Source organism: Dorea sp. D27 (assembly GCF_001185345.1).
In the GTDB taxonomy this organism is placed as follows: domain Bacteria; phylum Bacillota; class Clostridia; order Lachnospirales; family Lachnospiraceae; genus Extibacter.
On sequence record NZ_KQ236747.1, the window covers coordinates 227877 to 248128 of the forward strand.

Below are 20252 nucleotides of genomic sequence, written 5' to 3' on the forward strand. Positions count from 1 at the left end.
TGTAACAGATGGGAGATGAAAGGATGAATTCAACTTTTTGCTAATAATGTATAAGCATAGAAAAGGCTGTCAGACGATACCCGCATATCGTTTCTCTTTGCTATGCACAGAGCAGGAAAGTTGATGCATCCATCCGTCTATAACATATACTGGTATCTTCCGGCCTGGCCGCCGGGGGATTGAGCTGCGTATAGAAGGCTGTAGGAATGTATTTTCCTGCAGCTTTTTCTATTAGTCACAATTGAAATGAATCGGACCTTTTGAATAGGAGGTACATGCATATGTCGATGATTAACGTAACAGACCTTAGCTTTGCTTATGAAAGCAGCTATGACAGTATATTTGAACAGGTGTCTTTCCAGATAGACACGGATTGGAAACTTGGATTTGTCGGGCGGAACGGCCGCGGCAAGACGACTTTTCTAAATCTGCTGCTCGGTAAATATGAATATGAAGGAACGATATCAGCCAGCGTGGATTTTGAATATTTCCCTTACGAAGTGGATGACCCGGACCGCATGACAATTGATATCGTACAGGAGAGGAAGCCTCACATACAGCTCTGGGAGATGATGCGGGAGCTGAATCTGATGGAAGTGGCGGACGACGTGCTATACCGGGAGTTTCGTACGCTCAGCCATGGTGAGCGTACGAAAGTGCTGCTTGCGGCATTGTTCCTTGGGGACAATCAATTTCTGCTCATAGATGAGCCGACCAATCACCTGGACAACAGTGCGAGGGAAGCGGTGGCCAGATACCTGAACCGCAAAAAGGGATATATACTCGTATCCCATGACCGGCATTTTCTAGACGCCTGTACCGACCATATATTGTCCATAAACAAGCAGAATATCGAGGTACAGAAAGGGAACTTCAGCACTTGGTACGCAGGGAAGGAAGCGAGAGACCAAATGGAGATGGAACAGAATGAGAAGCTGAAGACTGAAATCAAACGCCTTACAAGAGCTGCGAAGCAGACGGAAAACTGGTCCGACAAAGTAGAAAAGACCAAGAAGGGGCAGCGTGTGGCAGGACTGCGCCCCGACCGCGGCGCCATCGGCCATAAGGCGGCAAAGATGATGAAACGGTCTAAGGTGCTGGAGAGAAGGCAGTATTCTGCACTGGAAGAGAAGTCAAAGCTGCTGAAGAACATTGAAACAGCAGAGAAGCTGAAGCTGTATCCGCTTCAGTATCATACGGACCGGCTGGCGCAATTCAGAGACGTGTCTGTCCGGTATGGGCAGAAGGAAGTGTGCAGCGGCATTTCTTTTGAAATCCGACTTGGGGACAGAATCTGTCTGTCCGGGAGAAACGGGTGCGGCAAATCGAGCATCTTAAAGAGGCTCACAGGCGAGGACATCACCTGTGGCGGACAAGTGCAGATCGGGAGCGGCCTTAAAATATCTTACGTGCCGCAGGACGCTTCTTATCTAAGAGGAAGCCTGAAAGAGCTGGCTGACGATTATGAAATAGAAGAAAGCCTGTTCAAGGCGATGCTGCGCAAGCTGGATCTTGAAAGAATCCAGTTTGAAAAAGATGTATCCGACTACAGCGCCGGACAGAAGAAAAAGGTGCTGCTCGCAAAGAGCCTCTGCGAACAGGCGCATCTGTATGTCTGGGACGAACCACTTAATTATATCGATGTACTGTCTCGCATACAGGTGGAAGAGCTCATACTCAATGCCGGCCCGACAATGATATTTGTAGAACATGATGAGGCATTCCGCGAAAAGATAGCGACGCATGTCTGTACATTCTGACTATAAAAAAATGTCTTGAAAGACTTGGCATGAAGGGAAATCTGGTATAGTATTTTAGTAGTGTCAGCCGTCGCAAGCGTATAAGAGTCACGCCGTCTGCCAATACTACTGTTAAAAAGTGGAAAGGCGGAGATACGCATATGAATGGAAACGCAGAAATGTTAAATTATGTTTACCAGAATACACAGATGGGAATCGAATCTTTAAAGCAGCTGCTTGAGATCGTGGAGAATGAAGGGTTCAGAAAATGCCTGGAGAAGCAGCTTGGCGGCTATCAGGACATCAACACAAAAGCAAAGAAGATGCTGAATGAGAACGGCTATGACGAGAAAGGCATTCCGGGGATGGAGAAAATCACTTCCTACCTGATGATCAACATGAAGACGCTGATAGACAAGTCGTCATCCCATATTGCAGATATGCTCATCAAAGGAAGCAACATGGGCATCGTGGAGGCGACGAAACAGCTGCACCAATATGAAGGGGAGGCGGAGAAGGATATCATATCTCTTATGAAAGAGCTTCAGAAGATGGAAGAGCATAACCTGGAAGAACTGAAAAAATATTTATAGTATACGGAAGTGAGATAAATTGAAAGAGAAGAACATCTTTGAGAAAATCTACGATGTGGTCGGTCAGATACCGGAAGGGAACGTAGCGTCTTACGGACAGATAGCGGAGCTTGCAGGGAACCGGCGGTGGGCCAGGGTGGTAGGCTACGCGCTGCATATCGTTCCTGATTCGGCGGATCTGCCGTGCCACCGGGTTGTGACGAAGGAGGGCCGCGTATCGGATGCATTCCTGTCCGACGGCGTTAACCGGCAGGTTGAGCTGCTTGAAAAAGAAGGCGTTGCGCTTGCCGACGGCAGAGTAGACATGGAGAGATACCAGTGGAAGAAACGCATATTCTAAGATATGTGTAGAGAAAATATAGTGATTTCTGTGTTATAATTACCCGGAGCCGGATGTTTAAAAAACGGTTCCGGGTAATTGACTATTAAAAAGGGGCAGGGATTATGGGATATAAGATATTGATTGCTGATGATGAACCAGGAATCATACAGCTGTTGAAAGATTATTTTGAACTACAGGACTATGAAGTAATAGAAGCAAGGAATGGAGTAGAGGCGCTGGAAAAGCTGTCACGCGGGCCGGATATCATACTGCTGGATGTCAGTATGCCGGGAATCGACGGCTTTGAAGTGTGCAGAAGGATACGTGCACATATATCATGCCCTATTCTTTTTTTGACCGCGAAGGTGGAGGAGCAGGACAGAATCAATGGCCTCAAGCTTGGAGGAGACGACTATATCATGAAGCCCTTCGCCATCGACGAGCTCGGCGCCAGGGTGGAGGCCCATCTTAGAAGAGAAGAGAGGAAGCGTGTCAATGGCTCCATTTTGCTGGCCGACAGGCTGGCAGTACATTACAGCGAGCGCAGCGTCTATTATGACAGCGCCCGAATCAACCTTACGAAGATGGAATTTGATATCGTAGAGCTCCTGTCCATGAATCCGGGACAGGTGTTCAGCAAGGACCAGCTGTATGAGAGGACGAGAGGCTATGACGGCACAGGGGACAGCAGCATAGTCACGGAACACGTGCGGCGTATCCGCGCAAAGCTGGCGGCGTATACGGAGAAACCATATATTGAGACCGTGTGGGGAGTGGGATATAAATGGATTGGATAGAAGAAAAGGCAGACAGGCTGAAGACATGGGTACGCAACCTTTCATTCAGAAAAGCGATGCTTGCCTATATTGCGGCAGCGGCAATTGCCACGGCCGTATTGTCATTTGCCACGATGACAGTCTGCTACCGCTTTGAAAGCATCATATGGAACGAGTATGCGGATAAGACGCAGAAAGAGAGCCTGAATGACGTGCCGCTGTGGCCGGACTGGTCCATAGCGGCCGGATGGCACGTCTGGGCGGACAGTTTTGACGGATTCCGGGACCATGACAGACGGCTCATGCAGCTGCTGGATACCCTGCGTGTCTGGTGCCCGTTTATTTACGGGTTCGCAGGTACGGTGGCTGCAGTTTTTCTCTTCTACAGGAACCGCCTGAAGCATCCGTTCGTCATATTGAGCGAAGGGGCCGAGGCCATACGGCAGAATAACCTGGACATCCATATACACTATGACAGCGAGGATGAGATGGGACAGCTCTGCCGTTCTTTTGACGGCATGCGGGAGGTGCTTGTCCATAACAAAGAAGAGCTCTGGCAGATGATTGAGAGCCAGAAGAAGCTCAATGCTGCGTTTGCCCACGATCTGAGGACGCCGCTTACAGTGCTGAAGGGATATTCGGGTTTCCTTGCGAGATATATACCGGAAGGGAAAGTGAGCGAACAGAAGATGATCGATACGCTGGAACTCATGACATCCCACCTGGACAGGCTGGAACAGTTCAGCAGGACGATGAAGGGCATACGAAGCATGGAAGAACGGCCCGTAAACATCGAGGAGACAAGTGTCTCCAAAATCTGTGCAGAGATTGACGAGATTATCTTTGCGTTGAACCAGATAAAAGATATAGAGATCAGCTTCAAGCATGGTGAAGGGGTACAAGCCGTAAGAAAAATATATGCAGATAAGAATATCGTGGCGGAAGTATTTGAAAATCTGCTGTCCAACGCGATACGGTACGCGTCGCATAAGATCAGCGTGTCAACGGAATATACCGGTGCAGGTGGAGAGCTTCTGCTGACCGTGGCGGATGACGGGCCTGGTTTTTCAGAAGAAGATCTGGAGAAGGCATTGCTGCCATACTACAGGGAGCATGGGAAGAACGAAGAGCATTTTGGAATCGGCCTCCATATCTGCTCGCTTCTGTGTGAGAAGCATGGAGGAACCTTAAGCATCGCGAACAGTATTTCCGGCGGTGCTGTAGTCACGGCCTCTTTCAATTGTCTTTATAATGTATATAGAGAATCTTAATTTTTTATAGGGAGAATATAGTGATTTCCTGTTTATGATAAGAGCATCAAAGACAGAGAAAGGGTGCGGCTAAATGAATACAGAGATTAAGATAAGACACTTGAACCAGTTCTATGGTAAGAAGCAGGCATTAAAAGATGTCAATCTGACGATTGGAAAGGGGATGTTTGGGCTTCTGGGCAGAAACGGCGCCGGGAAGACGACGCTGATGAAGGTGCTGGCAACTCTCCTTCCAAAATCACAGGGTAAGATAAGTATCTGTGGAACGCCGGTGGAGAATGCGGCCAGAATACGCAGCATGACAGGGTATCTCCCACAGGAATTCTCCATGTATCCGAATATGACAGTATATGAAGCTATGGACTATCTGGGGGTGCTGTCAGGACTGAGCAGGGAGGAGCGCAATAGCAGGATACCTGGGCTTCTGCGCAAGGTAAATCTGCTGGACGACCGTAAGAAAAAGGTAAAGGCACTGTCGGGGGGGATGAAGCGCCGGCTCGGCATCGCCCAGGCGATTCTCCACAATCCGATGGTGCTCATAGTTGACGAACCGACCGCGGGGCTGGATCCCGAAGAGCGGGTGCGCTTCCGGAATCTGCTGTGCGAGATTGCCGAGGAGAGAATCGTCATCCTGTCAACCCATATCGTAGGTGATATCGAGGCCACGTGTGAGCAGATTGCAGTGCTGAATGAAGGAGAGATCCTGTATCATGGGTCTGTGGCTGAACTGACGGCCATGGCGGAAGGAAAAGTATACTCTGCCGAGATCAGCAGGACAGAGTTGTCTGAGCTAAAGAAAAAGTATATCGTGACAAGCATGCTGACGCTTGGCAATAATGTCATGGTCCGCTTTCTGGCGGACAGGGCTCCGTTTTCATCCGCCCATCGTGTAGAGGCGGGAGTGGAAGATGCATATATGTATCTGATGCGCGGCGAGAGGGGGGAGGAATAATGTTCAGGTCATTATTTGCCAAAGAATGCAGCCAGACGGTAAGAAGCCTTATCTACTGGCTTACGGTCATCATACTTTCGTTATTCTTTTTCTCCCAGCTTGGAGATATCAATATTACAGGCAAACCTGTAAAAGGGCAGGAGAGTTACGGTGTCAAATACAGCGATGACGAACAGACAATAATGGAAAATACGCTTGGCAGACTGGCCGAAGAATATTACAGAGAAACATACAGTACGTATCCAATCGGATTCCACAAGTCTGTAAAGCCCGATGAGGAAGAGAACAGAAGAATCGGGGAAATATTAGAAGAGACAGCAGGAATCAAGGATATGAAAGTAATAGAGGGCTTGATGGCGGAGCACTATAATACAGGCGGCATGATTATGACCGGCTTGGCGGTTCCGCCTGCCAGAGGACTTTCCTATGAGCATTTTCAAAAGCTGATGCAGGAAGTGGACGACATACTGGGCGGGGGTTCCAGCTACGGCAAAGATATGCTGAAATCTAATGCCATGGTAGAGATGACGTATGAGGATGCCATGGAGGAATATGATACGCTGGTAGAAAAGGACCGCCTGACAGGTGGCTATGCCCGGCTTTTCTGTGATTATATGAGCGTCATGCTGTCGATACTTCCGGTATTCCTGGCGGTAACACGGTGCTTAAGAGACCGGCGGGCAAAGATGCAGGAACTGATAGCCGTAAGGAAAGCATCTTCGGCAGCAATTATCATAAGCCGCTATCTGGCGATGGTTGTTATGCTTATGATTCCAGTGCTTGTTCTGTCATGCTTCCCGCTGGCAGAAAGTATCCGATATGCTTCGGAGGCCGGGATATCCATCGACTATCTTGCTTTTGTCAAATATAGCTTTGGCTGGCTCCTGCCGTCCATTATGACGGCTGCGGCAGTCGGGCTCGTTCTGACCGTCCTGACAGATACGGCGCTCGGCGTGCTCGTGCAGGGAATCTGGTGGTTCATATCCATCTTCAGCAGCATGTCAGGCATGAGTGGCGGAATGTATGGTTGGAATTTTGTACCGAGACATAATACCGTGGGCAACTACAGCGGCTTTCATGATAACTTTGCGCAGCTTGCGGCAAACCGGACTCTGTATGCAGTCATATCTATAGTACTTGTTACAGTCACAGTATGGATTTATGCGAAAAAAAGAAGGGGGAAGATGGATGTCCATGGAAAAATATTTGCAAATCGGAAAAATAAATCTAAAGCATAATATATTGCCACATCTGCTTGTAACCGCTGCGATACTGTTCCTTTCCCCACTCGTTCTCGGCGTATCAAACCTTGAGGCACCGGATACGGCCAAGGTTCTGGAAATGTATGTAGCACTGACAGGTATCATACTTCTGACTCCGGTATTTCTTCCGGAGCAGAATAAGGACCTGCGGGATTTAGTGTATTCCAAATACGTGAAGGCGTCATCGGTATATCTCGTGCGTATCGTGGAAGCGGTCATTGCAATGGGAGTATTCCTCGGCATCTACATGTGGATGCTTGATAACAACAACTGCCAGATGGACCTTATAAAATATTTCGGAGGAACATTGGCGGAGATGCTCTTCCTTGGAGGCATTGGGATTCTGTGCTACGGGCTGTTTGACAACCTTGTCATCGGGTATATGGTTCCGATATTTTACTACATCGTGGCTATGGGGAGCGGTGACAGATATCTGAAGATGCTCTATCCCTTCTCCATGGCAAGAGGAAGCTATGAAGAAAAGATATATCTGCTTATAGCCGGAGTAGTCATGATAACGGCCGGAGTTGCCCTGCGCAGCCGGCGGCAATCCGCTGGCCAGTAACCTTACACAGCCGCTTTCCCGCTTGCCAGTAAAGTAGATAGCCGTCTGCTCCGTACCTCCCTGACGGCGTCCACTTTACGATTCCCTCAATTACTGTGGTACCGGGCAGATTGTCTCGCCCAGATTATAGAGGTCGCTTCCCGCTTCCTGTGAAGCCAGTATGGAGGAGAGGCTGAGTTCTACTGTCATCGTAGTCTCTTCTCCGTAGGCAGGCGATGCGGCGTATGATTCAAATATCTCTACATATGCGGCGCTTGCCTCCTCGATACTGTAAAAGGAACGGGCAGAGAATTCTTCATATGCCTGTTTGACGCTGTTGTTCGGCGTGACGGTCACATCTACCGTATAGTTGAACAGACTGTCGATCTTACGCGGGATTCCGACAGAATATTTACATTGCTTCAATATGTTTTTGTAGGCGGCAGAACAGCGTTCCTCATACTGGGACGAAAGGTCTGACGGAGGGTCAAAAGTCCCGTCGGCCTCATACCATGCCTGCGCCTCTTCTTCCGTTTTTCCGGTATGCTTCATATACTGCGTAAACTCACCTTTGAAAGATGCATCGAGATAGGCCTGCAGCAGATCACGGGCATTCAGGATATTGCATACGGCGTCATAAGGAGCCAGGCAGTTTTCCAGAGAAGCGGAAATCAGTTCCTCATACTCTTTATCCGAGACGGAGTAGGAGTCCCCTTTCTTTTTCACCTCTAATTCAGTGGTTGTCTCCACACCATATTCCGGATTCTTTTCCACAGCGTCAGAAGCCGTTGCAAGCAGGGCGACGGACTCTTCTGCGAGATTGGTTCCCTGCATGGCCTCCACATAGGCATCATTCGCCTCTTTGGTCGTCTTGGCAATATCCAGCGGCGAGAAGGTTACTTGGACTTTGTAATTGCCATCCTCTTTCTTATCCGCAGATGCCACTTCAAATTCTACAGAATTAAAAGCTGTCTGAAGAAACTTAAGATAAGGATCTCTCAGCTCCTCCGGAAAGGTAAGCGCATACATATTTACGTCCGATAATTCTGTCAGCTGGTCATCCAAAAGAGATGAAAACCGGTCCGTTTTGTCTTTTTTCATGGCGGTTATCTGCTCTCCCAGGTATTCGTCGGCAGATTGTCCGCCACAGCCCGTCAGCAGTACAGATGCCGCCATGCATACGACAAGCAGCACCGAAAGCAGCTTTTTCTTCATATTTGTAACCCTCCTCATTATATTAACTCTATTGTAACATTGCCGTGTGCTGTATTCAATACCCCAGGCATTAGAAGAAGAGGTGCAAAAAACGGAAAATATATTGGAAATGCATTCATATTTTATATATACTTGTTGAACTGCCGGTATTTAATAGGTATAATGAAGAAACACGATAAACCAATGAAAAAGGAGATGTATTCATGGAGATGCTATCAATTGAAAGGGAACTGCAGGAAAATTCTTATCCGGGACGCGGCATCATTATTGGGAGAAGCGCAGACGGTACGAAGGCAGTGGCCGCTTATTTTATTATGGGCAGAAGCGTTAACAGCAGGAACCGCGTCTTTGTAGAGGACGGCGAGGGGATACGTACACAGGCATTTGATGATTCAAAGCTGACGGATCCAAGCCTGATCATCTACGCGCCGGTCCGGGTGCTTGGCAATAAAACGATAGTGACGAATGGTGATCAGACAGACACGATCTACGAGGGGATGGACCGGCAGATGACATTTGAGCAGTCGTTGAGAAGCCGTGAGTTTGAGCCGGACGGCCCGAACTATACACCTCGTATCTCTGGCATCATGCATGTGGAAAATGGCGGCTATAGCTATGCGATGTCCATACTGAAAAGTAACAATGGCAGCCCCGAGTCATGCAACAGGTTCACCTATGCATATGAGAACGCGGCTCCCGGGGAAGGCCATTTTATCCATACGTATATGCATGACGGCAATCCGCTGCCAAGCTTTGAGGGTGAGCCGAAGCTCGTCTCTATCCCCGACGATATGAATGCATTTACAGATATGTTATGGGACAGCTTGAATGAGGACAACAAAGTATCGTTGTTTGTCCGTTATATTGACATAGCGGCAGGCACGTATGAGACGAATATCAGAAATAAGAATCAGTAAGGAGCAGGAGACGAATGAAAGAGTTAGAGTTGAAATACGGATGTAACCCGAACCAGAAGCCATCCAGAATCTATGTGGCGGACGGCGGCGAACTGCCGATACAGGTACTGAACGGAAGACCGGGATACATTAATTTTATGGATGCGTTCAATGGATGGCAGCTCGTCAGCGAGCTTAAGAAGGCGACGGGCCTTCCCGCAGCCACATCGTTCAAGCACGTATCCCCGGCAGGAGCTGCGGTAGGGCTTCCTCTGAGCGATACGCTTGCTAAGATATACTGGGTAGATGACCTGGGTGAACTGTCTCCGCTTGCCTGCGCGTACGCAAGGGCGAGGGGTGCCGACCGTATGTCATCCTTCGGTGACTTTATATCTCTGTCCGATGTCTGTGACGCGGACACCGCGCGGCTCATCAAGAGGGAAGTATCTGACGGTGTCATCGCGCCTGGATATGATGCCGAAGCGCTGGACATACTGAAGCAGAAGAAGAACGGCAGTTATAATGTCATACAGATTGACCCGGATTACGTACCGGCGCAGCTGGAACACAAGGAAGTATTTGGCATCACGTTCGAACAGGGAAGAAATGAACTGAAGATTGATGACGCATTCTTTTCCAATATCGTGACAGATAACAAAGAGCTTACGGATCAGGCCAAGATGGATCTGGCAATCTCTATGATTACGCTGAAGTATACCCAGTCTAATTCCGTATGTTATGTAAAAGACGGCCAGGCGATCGGCATCGGCGCAGGGCAGCAGTCCAGGATACACTGCACGAGGCTGGCCGGCACGAAGGCGGACAACTGGTGGCTGCGGCAGTCGCCGCAGGTACTGGATCTGCCATTCGTAGATACGATCAGGCGTGCAGACAGAGATAATGCTATCGATCTATACATCGGCGAAGACTACATGGATGTACTATCTGATGATGCATGGCCGAACATCTTTAAAGTAAAGCCGGACGTGTTCACAGCCGTAGCAAAACGGGCATGGCTTGACAAGATGACGGGCGTGTCCCTCGGCTCCGATGCATTCTTCCCGTTCGGAGACAACATCGAGAGGGCTCACAGAAGCGGCGTAACATACATCGCTCAGCCGGGAGGCTCCGTTAGAGATGACAATGTTATCGATACATGCAACAAATATGATATGATCATGGCCTTTACAGGAATCAGGCTGTTCCACCACTAGGGCAGGTGACGGAGGCAGGTAGTCCGGCCGTTGCAGTACAAAGCTGCAGCGGCCGGATATTTTTTGCCGCAGCATGGAGGCGGCATTAGATTTTCGCTTGACTCTGACACCGTGTCGCCCTATATAATCTGTTACGAGGAGGTGTAATATGGAAATGATGACGATAAGCCAGGTATCAAAAAGTCTTGGAATCTCTACAAGAATGCTGCGCTATTATGAACAGGCAGGGATGATTCAAAGCTTCAGGAGGGAAGGATATGCCTATCGGTTATATGATGAGACGGCTGTCTCCCGGATCAAGCAGATTCTGCTTCTTAGAAAGCTGCGTATCCCGGTAAGCCAGATAAAACTAATACTAGAAAATCCGGACGCAGTTACTGCTGTTGAAATATTCCGTCAGAATATGAGTGAGCTGGATGAAGAGATAACAGCCCTTTCCACTATCAGGGAGATACTAGGCCATTTTGTGGAGGAACTCAGCAAGACGACCGCATTGCCGCTTTACAGCATTATTCCGCAAGACGATACGATACTGGCTTCTATCGAATCCCTGGGACTGGTCAGCATTAATTTTAAGGAGGATCAAACGATGGAAAAATTAAAAAAAGCGGATGAGAACCTGTCAAAAATCAGCGATGTAAGGATTATCTATCTGCCACCGGCTGCAATAGCCGCTGCCCACCATATCGGGGATGACCCGGAGATGCATGCGAACATGCTCATAGACAATTTTGTGAGGGAACAGAAGCTGCATAGAATAAAGCCTGATTTGAGACGTTTCGGATTCAATCATCCGAACCCGACGGATGCAAGCGGCTTCCACGGTTACGAAGCATGGGTGACGGTTCCTGAAGATGCAGAGGTGCCCGCGCCGCTCGTGAAGAAACAATTCGCCGGAGGGCTGTATGCGGCACATATGATTGCCTTTGGCAATTTTAACGAGTGGGATGCATTTCTGGACTGGATAATGAAGAATGAACGATACGAGTTCGCCGGGGACCTGCAGGACCAGGAACATATGTGCGGACTGCTGGAAGAACATCTGAACTATGTTACACACGTGGAACAATCTGTTACAAACTTAGAGGAACTGCAGCTTGACCTTCTGATGCCTGTAAAGCTAAAACAAAGTGGCAGATAATTGCTATTTTACAGTGGAGATGATATGATTATCAGGGTGGAAAGCCCATGCTTACAGGAGAAGACAATATAAGGAAAGAAAGTGGTGTGACAGCATGAACGAGTATGATGTGATTATAATAGGGGCAGGTCCATCCGGGATATTCTGTGCATATGAGCTTATGGAAAAATGTCCTGGCATGAAGGTGCTCGTCGTTGAAAAAGGCAGATCTATCGAACAGAGGCAATGTCCGAAGCGGAAGACGAAAGTGTGTGTCGGGTGCCAGCCATGTTCCATAACGACAGGGTTTGCAGGGGCGGGAGCCTTTTCCGACGGAAAGCTCTCCCTTTCTCCGGATGTAGGCGGGACGCTGCCGGAGATTTTAGGCTATGAGAAAGCAGAAGGACTGATACATGAGGCGGACGGCATATATCTGAAGTTCGGGGCGGATGAGAAAGTATACGGCATCGAGGATTATGAGGCCATTGAAAATATCAGGGCCAAAGCGATTCGCGCGAATCTGAAGCTCATCGAATGCCCAATCCGCCATCTTGGGACGGAAGAAGGATATAAGATATATACACGGCTCCAGGACCACCTGATAAAACAGGGCGTAGAGATACGGTTCATGACGATGGTGAAGAACATTATCGTCAGAGACGGTGCCGCCAGAGGAGTCGTGACAGAGGACGGAGAAGCATTCTATGCGCCGGAGATCGTGGCCGGAATCGGCAGGGAAGGTTCCGAATGGTTCTCCCATATCTGCAGGGAGCATGGAATCGAAACGAGGAACGGAACGGTCGATGTAGGTGTCAGGGTAGAGGTGCGCGACGAGATCATGAAAGAGCTGAATGAGAAGCTGTACGAGGCCAAGCTCGTCTATTATACGCCAACGTTTGACGACAAGGTACGTGTATTCTGCACGAATCCGTCCGGGGAGGTGGCGACGGAGTATTACGATGACGGGCTGGCGGTCGTTAACGGTCATGCGTACAAGTCTAAGGACAGGAAGACGAACAACACGAACTTTGCATTGCTCGTTTCGAAGAACTTTACTGAGCCGTTCAAATCCCCGATCGAATACGGCAAGCATATCGCACAGCTCGGAAATATGCTGTGCGACGGGAAGATACTGCTGCAGAGGTACGGAGACTTCCGAAGGGGAAGAAGGACGACGGAAGAGAGGCTGAACCGGAACAACATCGTGCCGACGCTGAAAGACGCGGTGCCGGGAGATCTGTCTCTCGTATTCCCGCACAGGATTATGGTGGCGATAGATGAGATGATACAGGCGCTTGACAAAGTTACGCCGGGCATCGCTTCGGACGAGACGCTATTGTATGGTGTGGAAGTGAAGTTCTATTCCAACAAAGTCGTCGTAAATGACGCGTTCGAGACGAACATACGAGGGCTGCGCGCCATGGGCGACGGTGCCTCGATAACGAGAGGGCTGCAGCAGGCGTCCGCGAACGGGCTGTATGTGGCAAGAAGCATACTGGGCACGGAAGGATAAGATGCTCATTGGGAGGTGCCAGAAGGCACCTCCTGTTTTTTTGTCTGAATGGGTTGTATATTGAGAAAAAAACTTATATAATAGTAAAGGCACAATTGCTGATTGTGCAAAAAAAACGGTAAATATGTCAAATGACATGAAGGAGACTTTTATTATGGGTAAATATTTTGGAACAGACGGATTCCGCGGAGAAGCCAATGAAGTATTGACGGTGGAGCACGCTTTTAAAGTGGGCAGATTTCTCGGATGGTATTACGGACAGGACCATAAGGCGAAGGTTGTCATCGGTAAAGATACGAGAAGAAGCAGCTACATGTTTGAATATGCTCTTGTAGCAGGCCTGACTGCGTCAGGGGCTGACGCGTATCTTCTGCACGTAACAACGACTCCAAGTGTATCTTATGTGACGAGGACAGACAATTTTGACTGCGGAATCATGATATCCGCGAGCCACAATCCGTTCTATGACAACGGCATCAAGGTCATCAACGGAAAAGGCCATAAGCTGGAGGCAGAGGTAGAAGAAAAGATTGAGACATATATTGACGGCGGGTCGGGAGAGATTCCACTTGCAAAGCAGGAGAAGATTGGCCGTACGGTAGATTATGCCGCAGGAAGGAACCGTTATATCGGATATCTGATTTCCCTGGCCACCCGCTCATTCGAGGACATGCGCGTCGGGCTTGACTGTTCTAACGGAAGCGCGTTTGCCATAGCAAAGAGCGTGTATGACGCACTTGGGGCAAAGACTTACGTCATCAACAACGAACCGGACGGGACCAATATCAACACGAACTGTGGATCTACCCATATCGAAGTGCTGCAGGAGTATGTGAAAGAAAAGAAGCTGGATGTGGCGTTCGCCTATGACGGTGATGCAGACCGGTGCATCGCGGTAGATGAGAACGGCAGCGTAGTGGATGGAGACCTTATCCTCTACATATGCGGGAAGTACCTTAAGGAAAACGGACGACTCAACGGCGATACGATTGTTACGACCATCATGTCTAACCTGGGACTTTACAAAGCATGTGACAAGGCAGGGCTCAAATACGAGAAGACGGCAGTCGGTGACAAGTACGTATATGAAAATATGGTACAGAACAACTTCTCCCTCGGAGGAGAGCAGTCCGGACATATCATCTTCAGCAAACACGCGACAACGGGAGACGGTATCCTGACCTCCCTCATGATCATGGAAGTCATATTGGAAAAGAAGATGAGCCTGTCCAAGCTGGCAGAGGAAGTGAAGATATATCCGCAGCTTCTTAAGAATGTGCGCGTGTCAGATAAGAAGACCGCAAGAGAGAATGCTGAGGTTGTCAAAGCGGTCGAGGCAGTTGCAGAGGCACTTGGCGATGATGGGCGGATCCTTGTCAGAGAGAGCGGCACAGAGCCGGTCATCCGCGTTATGGTGGAAGCTTCAACGGATGAACTGTGTGCAAAACATGTCAATGCGGTCATCGATGTGATGGAGCGGCAGGGGCTTGTCATAGGTTAATATAGAAGAATACGGACACAGGGCAGACAGCCCGGGATGGCAGACCGCCGGCACCATAGCCGGCACCGCCGCCCGGGCTGTCTGCTTTTCCCAGTAAGGCAGCTTAACAGATGCTTGACATAAATAAAAAAGAAGTTTAAAATGGTTCATTAGAGAACGGTTCTGAATAGAACTATAAATAGTACAGGCGTAAGCCGAAAGGGGAAGGAGAAAATTATGGACACAGGAGAACTATTGGCTTTAACGCACCGTTTTGATATATTATACAGCCGGAAGATTACGGAAGTGGCAAGGAGATACGGGATGACAAAAGCAGAAGCAGATGTACTTCTCTTTCTCTACAACAATCCCGGATATGACACTGCCCGGGATATCGTGGAGATCCGCCATATTGCCAAGTCATACGTATCAAAGGCGGTGGAACTGCTCATACAGAAGGAATGCCTCGCTGCCAAAGAGGACGGCAAAGACCGGAGGGTGATTCGTCTGAGGCTTCTGCAGGGGGCATCCGGCGTAATTGGGGAAGGTAAAGCGGCACAGAAAGCCGTAACCGATGCCGTGCGCAGAGGGATCGAAGAATCGGATCTGAAGGTATTTGAAAAGGTTCTCAGACAGATGTGCAGTAATATAAAAGAAGAATTGGGGGATATGTTATGATAGCGAAGATCGTGGTCTGCCTGGCGGCAGGGATGGGGGCAGGAATCGGTACAGGGCTGGCGGGACTGTCTGCCGCTGCGGTGATATCCCCGATGCTCATCACCTTCCTTGGCTTTGGCGCGTATGAGGCCGTGGGGATTGCGCTGGCATCGGATGTGCTGGCATCGGCAGTGTCGGCATATACATATGGGAAACATAAGAATCTGGATATAAGAAATGGTATCGTTATGCTGTGCGCCGTCCTTGCATTTACGATGGTGGGAAGCTATGTCGCCTCCCTGCTTCCGAACACGACTATGGGCAGCTTTTCCGTATTCATGACATTGCTGCTCGGAATAAAATTTATCGTCCGGCCCGTAATGACGACCACAAATAAGCAGGAAGAAAAAAGCAGAAGGGCGAGAATCATCCAGTCCCTCCTGTGCGGCATGGTAATCGGCTTCATATGTGGATTTATCGGCGCCGGAGGCGGTATGATGATGCTTCTTATGCTCACCGGCGTTCTCGGATATGAGCTGAAGACCGCTGTGGGGACAAGCGTATTTGTCATGGCTTTTACCGCCTTCACAGGCGCTGCTTCTCACTTTTCTATCAGTGGAAGCCTGCCCGACATCCCGGCGCTTGTACTATGCGTCCTGTTTACCTTTGCCGGGGCACAGCTGGCTGCGCGCTTTGCCAACAAGGCGCCGGCCAGGACGCTGAACCGGGCGACCGGAGCGGTGCTCACCGTACTCGGCCTGGCCATGATAGGTGTCAAATTCTTATAACTTCTGTGACGGAGGCTATATAGAATGGAATCCCTTCCCGATGATTTCGCTCGTATTTGAGATGAGCAGGAAGGCCTCCGGGTCATTTTCTTTGATGAAATTCCTCAATTTGACAGCTTCCATTCTGTTGAGGGCGGTGAAGATAATATACTTGTCCTCACCGGAAAATGCACCTTGAGCAAGCACGATAGTAGCGCTCCTCTTCAGAGTATTATTGATAAAGTCGCAGATTGGTTCTGGATTATTGCATACGACGTTGAAATATTTGGACAGGTTCAGACTTTCCATGAAACCGTCTATCATAAAGGAACGTACGGCAAGGCCGAGGAAAGAATAAAGCCCCGTCTCTATGTCGAACACGAAGCAGCCTGCAAGTGTAATTACAAAGTCGGTAGCCAGGAGTGCCTTGCCGATATCCGCGCTTGTGTATTTTTTCATAATCATGGCAATGATATCAGTACCGCCGCTGGAGGAGCCGATATTAAACAGTACGGCGGAACCAAGGGAGGGCAGCGCGATTGCAAATGCCAGTTCCAATACAGGCTGGTCTGTGAGAGGATGGGACAAAGGATAGATACGTTCCAGCAAGGACAGGCAGACGGAAAGCAGAATGCTGCAGTATGCTGTCTTTGCTGCGAACTTTTTTCCAAGAATGACAAATCCGATGACAAGCAATATCATATTGGCTATGAATGTAAAGTCGCTGGCGGATATGATGCCTGATTTGGCTACGAGCACAGCCAGTCCGGTTATGCCGCCGAAGGTGAAGTTGTTGGCAAATTTGAAAAAGTAGATGCCTACAGCCATGATAAGAGTGCTGCCCGTAAGCAGGGCAAAGCTTTTCGTCTTTGATTTCATCTGTACATTCCCCAATGCATATTTGTTTTGAATTCATGAAGATTGTAACGCCGGCATATGGAAAAGTCAACGGAATAATGATATATTTACATTATATGCATCCGGTAGAGACATACGGCTGAATGCGACATAAATTACGTTAGAAAAGAGGTCATTGAGAATGAAATTGTTCCAGCAGATATCCAGAATCGAAAAGCTAGATTCGGCAGAGGACTTTGTGAGAGAATACGAAATTGGAAAGGGAGATTTTATACTGGCAAGCAGAACGATATACGACAAGTATTTTAAACCTCTGGGCGTGGAAGCGTGTGTGAAATATAAGGACAGCTACGGACAGGGGGAACCGACAGACAGTATGATGGATGCCCTGGCTGCCGACTTCCGCTGTTCGGGATGTACGAGGATTACGGCAATCGGCGGAGGGGCTGTCATCGATATGGCGAAGCTGCTCGTCCTGGACGGGGAAGCTTCTGTAAAGGATATCTTCCAGAAAAGGGCCGCCCTCAAGAAGAAATATCCGCTTATCGCAGTACCGACCACATGCGGCGCGGGGTCAGAGGTGTCCAATGTATCGATTGCCGAGATGACGGGGCTGCACAGCAAGCTCGGCCTGGCTGCCGATGAACTGTATCCGGACCACGCGGTGCTCATCCCTCAGCTTTTGAGCGAGCTTCCTTACGCTTTCTGGGCGACAAGCGCGATAGATGCATTTATCCATGCGATAGAATCTTTCGTATCACCGAAGGCAAACCTGTATACGGAGCTGTTCAGCAAAAAGGCGATGGAGATTATAATTGACGGCTTCCGGAGAGTGGCCGTGGACGGACCGGACGCTCGGGGCGGCCTTATGGATGAATTCCTTACGGCAAGCAATCTGGCCGGAATTGCTTTTGGCAATGCAGGTACAGGAGCAGTGCACGCGATGTCATATCCTTTGAGCGGCGTGTATCATGTGACGCACGGCGAGGCGAACTACCAGTTCCTTACGGCAGTTTTCAGCGCATATCAGAGATTCAGGCCGGAGGGCAGATTGAAGGAGCTAAATGTGTTCCTGGCAGGAATGCTGGACTGCGGCCAGGAAGAAGTATATACGGTGCTTAAAAATCTGCTGGATAAGATAATGAAAAGAAAGCCTCTGCGGGAGTATGGGATGAAAAAAGAGGAGATTGAAAGTTTTGCCAAAAACGTGGAAGCAAGCCAGCAGCGTCTGCTGGGCCAGAGCTATGTAAAATTTTCCTGGGAACAGATGGCAGAAATCTACAGCCAGCTATATTAGATAAACTGGAATCATAACATTTGAATCGGCACATAATATGCTCCATAAGGAGGATTGAACTATGTATAATTGTCTACCGATTACAGATGTATACGCAAGAGAAATATTAGATTCCCGCGGGAATCCTACTATAGAAGTAGAAGTACTGGCAGGAGAAGAGCATATCGGACGTGCCAGCGTGCCTTCCGGCGCGTCGACCGGGCAGTACGAAGCAGTAGAGTTAAGAGACGGAGGTTACCGTTACGGCGGCCTTGGTACAGAACAGGCGGTGAACCATGTCAATACAATCATCGCCCCGGTAATAATCGGAATGAATGTCTTTGGGCAGGCAGAGATTGACGACGCACTCATTCATCTTGATGGTACGGAGAATAAGAAGAACCTGGGCGCAAATGCCCTGCTCGGCGTGTCGATGGCCGCAGCAAGGGCTGCCGCCGAAGCGCTCGGACTGCCTCTGTATTCTTATCTTGGCGGAGCGAATGCCAAAGAGATGCCGGTACCTATGATGAATATCATGAACGGCGGAAAGCATGCGGATAACACGATTGATATTCAGGAGTTCATGATTATGCCGTCGGGTGCGTGCTGCTTCAGGGAAGGGTTACGGATATGCTCGGAGATATACCACACGCTTAAGAAGAACTTAAAGAAAGAAGGATATAGTACGGCGGTAGGAGATGAAGGCGGCTTCGCCCCAGACCTTCCGGATGCAAGGGAAGCGCTGCGTTTCATTACGGACGCTATCCGCATGGCAGGCTACAGTCCGGGAGAAGAGGTTGTGATTGCGCTGGATGTCGCGGCAACAGAGCTTTATGACCGCAATTTCAAGAAATATGTCTTTGAAGGCGAAGGCAGGATGCACGGCTACAAGGTTATCCGTTCCGTGGAGGAACTTATTGACTATTATGAAGATCTTGCTGAAGAATTTCCGATCGTGTCCATCGAAGATCCGCTTGACGAGGAAGACTGGGAAGGCTGGGAACTGCTCACGACCCGGCTCGGCCTTAACATGCAGCTCGTGGGCGACGACCTTTTTGTGACGAACACGAAGCGTCTCAGCAAGGGTATCGAGACCGAGGTTGCCAATGCCATACTGATCAAGGTCAACCAGATCGGTACGCTGACAGAGGCATTCGACGCGATAGAGATGGCCAAGAGTGCCGGATACAGGACAATCATATCGCATCGGTCGGGGGAGACAGAGGACGCAATCATTGCCGACATCGCCGTGGCGTTCAATTCAGGACAGATCAAGACGGGTGCGCCGTGCAGGTCAGAACGTGTTGCAAAGTATAACCAGCTTCTCCGCATTGAGGAAAGGCTCGGGGATACGGCCAAATACGAGAACCCATTTAAATCAGATAACTAATCCGTAAGATATATGAAAACCTATAGGCAAATCTAATCGTAAATTTAACTTGCCATATTCGTCCTGTTGTGCTAGAATAAACATGGTTTATCCGCAGGAGGTGTTTGAAGTGGAGATTTTAAAGACAATATTATTGATTATATTTGCAATAGACTGTATCGCGCTGGCAGCCATCGTGCTGCTGCAGGAAGGAAAGTCGGCCGGGCTTGGAACAATAGGCGGCATGGCTGATACGTACTGGGGCCAGAACAAGGGACGTTCCATGGAAGGAGCGCTCGTCAAGTCGACCAAGTTTCTTGCGATTCTGTTCATTGTATTGGCGGCAGTGTTGAATTTAAAAGTATTTGCTTAAGAGAAGTATTTTTTGTGAAATTGATGGGACACTCTTGTAAAAGAGTGTCTTTTTA

Annotated in this window: 20 protein-coding genes; 18 read left to right on the plus strand and 2 right to left on the minus strand. The window is 49.1% G+C overall.

Features of this window, described 5'->3' with window-relative positions; genetic code table 11:
• Window positions 1-281 precede the first annotated feature (281 nt).
• From abc-f to HMPREF0980_RS16950, 8 genes are all read left to right on the plus strand, one after another.
• Entirely contained in the window at window positions 282-1760 is a 1479-nt protein-coding gene (gene abc-f / locus HMPREF0980_RS16915; RefSeq protein ID WP_049730240.1) for a ribosomal protection-like ABC-F family protein, read from the plus strand.
• Window positions 1761-1900: 140 nt separating this feature from the next.
• On the plus strand, window positions 1901-2332 hold the full coding sequence (locus HMPREF0980_RS16920; RefSeq protein WP_049730241.1) for a hypothetical protein: 432 nt from the start codon (window positions 1901-1903) through the stop codon (window positions 2330-2332).
• 19 nt (window positions 2333-2351) lie between these two features.
• Complete coding sequence (locus HMPREF0980_RS16925; RefSeq protein WP_049730242.1) at window positions 2352-2672, plus strand: MGMT family protein; 321 nt, start codon at window positions 2352-2354, stop codon at window positions 2670-2672.
• A 104-nt stretch (window positions 2673-2776) separates the two neighbouring features.
• The gene (locus HMPREF0980_RS16930) at window positions 2777-3451 is read left to right on the plus strand and encodes a response regulator transcription factor (protein WP_049730243.1); all 675 of its coding nucleotides are present in this window, start codon (window positions 2777-2779) and stop codon (window positions 3449-3451) included.
• Entirely contained in the window at window positions 3439-4701 is a 1263-nt protein-coding gene (locus HMPREF0980_RS16935) for a HAMP domain-containing sensor histidine kinase (RefSeq protein WP_049730244.1), read from the plus strand. Before HMPREF0980_RS16930 ends, HMPREF0980_RS16935 begins: the two co-directional genes overlap by 13 nt.
• Before the next feature lie 73 nt (window positions 4702-4774).
• A complete protein-coding gene (locus tag HMPREF0980_RS16940) occupies window positions 4775-5653 on the plus strand; it encodes an ABC transporter ATP-binding protein (protein ID WP_049730245.1) in 879 nt (292 codons plus the stop codon).
• Window positions 5653-6891 carry an ABC transporter permease gene (locus tag HMPREF0980_RS16945; protein ID WP_049730246.1) on the plus strand — a complete coding sequence of 413 codons (1239 nt, stop codon included), beginning with the start codon at window positions 5653-5655 and terminating at the stop codon, window positions 6889-6891. Before HMPREF0980_RS16940 ends, HMPREF0980_RS16945 begins: the two co-directional genes overlap by 1 nt.
• Window positions 6848-7480, plus strand: coding sequence for a hypothetical protein (locus HMPREF0980_RS16950; RefSeq protein WP_049730352.1), 633 nt, complete (start codon window positions 6848-6850; stop codon window positions 7478-7480). The genes HMPREF0980_RS16945 and HMPREF0980_RS16950 overlap by 44 nt, the downstream gene beginning before the upstream one ends.
• A gap of 90 nt (window positions 7481-7570) precedes the next feature.
• On the opposite strand, the gene HMPREF0980_RS16955 is transcribed toward HMPREF0980_RS16950, so the two are convergent.
• Window positions 7571-8674 carry a hypothetical protein gene (locus HMPREF0980_RS16955; RefSeq protein WP_049730247.1) on the minus strand — a complete coding sequence of 368 codons (1104 nt, stop codon included), beginning with the start codon at window positions 8672-8674 and terminating at the stop codon, window positions 7571-7573.
• A gap of 203 nt (window positions 8675-8877) precedes the next feature.
• On the opposite strand from HMPREF0980_RS16955, the gene HMPREF0980_RS16960 reads away from it, so the two are divergent.
• The 7 genes from HMPREF0980_RS16960 to HMPREF0980_RS16990 all read left to right on the plus strand — a co-directional run bounded on the left by HMPREF0980_RS16960 (window position 8878) and on the right by HMPREF0980_RS16990 (window position 16342).
• Window positions 8878-9591: an IMP cyclohydrolase gene (locus HMPREF0980_RS16960; protein ID WP_049730248.1), complete on the plus strand. Its 714-nt coding sequence runs from the start codon at window positions 8878-8880 to the stop codon at window positions 9589-9591.
• A gap of 14 nt (window positions 9592-9605) precedes the next feature.
• The gene (locus HMPREF0980_RS16965) at window positions 9606-10784 is read left to right on the plus strand and encodes a phosphoribosylaminoimidazolecarboxamide formyltransferase (protein ID WP_049730249.1); all 1179 of its coding nucleotides are present in this window, start codon (window positions 9606-9608) and stop codon (window positions 10782-10784) included.
• Between the two features lie 148 nt (window positions 10785-10932).
• Window positions 10933-11925 (plus strand): effector binding domain-containing protein, encoded by a 993-nt coding sequence (locus HMPREF0980_RS16970; RefSeq protein WP_049730250.1) that lies wholly within the window; start codon window positions 10933-10935, stop codon window positions 11923-11925.
• A 94-nt stretch (window positions 11926-12019) separates the two neighbouring features.
• Window positions 12020-13417 (plus strand): NAD(P)/FAD-dependent oxidoreductase, encoded by a 1398-nt coding sequence (locus HMPREF0980_RS16975; protein ID WP_049730251.1) that lies wholly within the window; start codon window positions 12020-12022, stop codon window positions 13415-13417.
• A 154-nt stretch (window positions 13418-13571) separates the two neighbouring features.
• Window positions 13572-14918, plus strand: a complete 1347-nt coding sequence (glmM, locus tag HMPREF0980_RS16980; RefSeq protein WP_049730252.1) for a phosphoglucosamine mutase — start codon at window positions 13572-13574, stop codon at window positions 14916-14918.
• Window positions 14919-15134: 216 nt separating this feature from the next.
• Window positions 15135-15575, plus strand: coding sequence for a MarR family winged helix-turn-helix transcriptional regulator (locus tag HMPREF0980_RS16985; protein ID WP_049730253.1), 441 nt, complete (start codon window positions 15135-15137; stop codon window positions 15573-15575).
• Window positions 15572-16342, plus strand: a complete 771-nt coding sequence (locus HMPREF0980_RS16990) for a sulfite exporter TauE/SafE family protein (protein ID WP_049730254.1) — start codon at window positions 15572-15574, stop codon at window positions 16340-16342. Before HMPREF0980_RS16985 ends, HMPREF0980_RS16990 begins: the two co-directional genes overlap by 4 nt.
• Before the next feature lie 15 nt (window positions 16343-16357).
• On the opposite strand, the gene HMPREF0980_RS16995 is transcribed toward HMPREF0980_RS16990, so the two are convergent.
• A complete protein-coding gene (locus tag HMPREF0980_RS16995; RefSeq protein ID WP_049730255.1) occupies window positions 16358-17200 on the minus strand; it encodes a YitT family protein in 843 nt (280 codons plus the stop codon).
• 160 nt (window positions 17201-17360) lie between these two features.
• On the opposite strand from HMPREF0980_RS16995, the gene HMPREF0980_RS17000 reads away from it, so the two are divergent.
• The 3 genes from HMPREF0980_RS17000 (at window position 17361) to secG (ending at window position 20197) form a co-directional block, all read left to right on the plus strand.
• Window positions 17361-18476, plus strand: a complete 1116-nt coding sequence (locus tag HMPREF0980_RS17000) for a 4-hydroxybutyrate dehydrogenase (RefSeq protein WP_049730256.1) — start codon at window positions 17361-17363, stop codon at window positions 18474-18476.
• Between the two features lie 61 nt (window positions 18477-18537).
• Window positions 18538-19845 (plus strand): phosphopyruvate hydratase, encoded by a 1308-nt coding sequence (gene eno, locus HMPREF0980_RS17005; protein WP_049730257.1) that lies wholly within the window; start codon window positions 18538-18540, stop codon window positions 19843-19845.
• A gap of 109 nt (window positions 19846-19954) precedes the next feature.
• Complete coding sequence (secG, locus tag HMPREF0980_RS17010; RefSeq protein WP_040435760.1) at window positions 19955-20197, plus strand: preprotein translocase subunit SecG; 243 nt, start codon at window positions 19955-19957, stop codon at window positions 20195-20197.
• Window positions 20198-20252 lie beyond the last annotated feature (55 nt).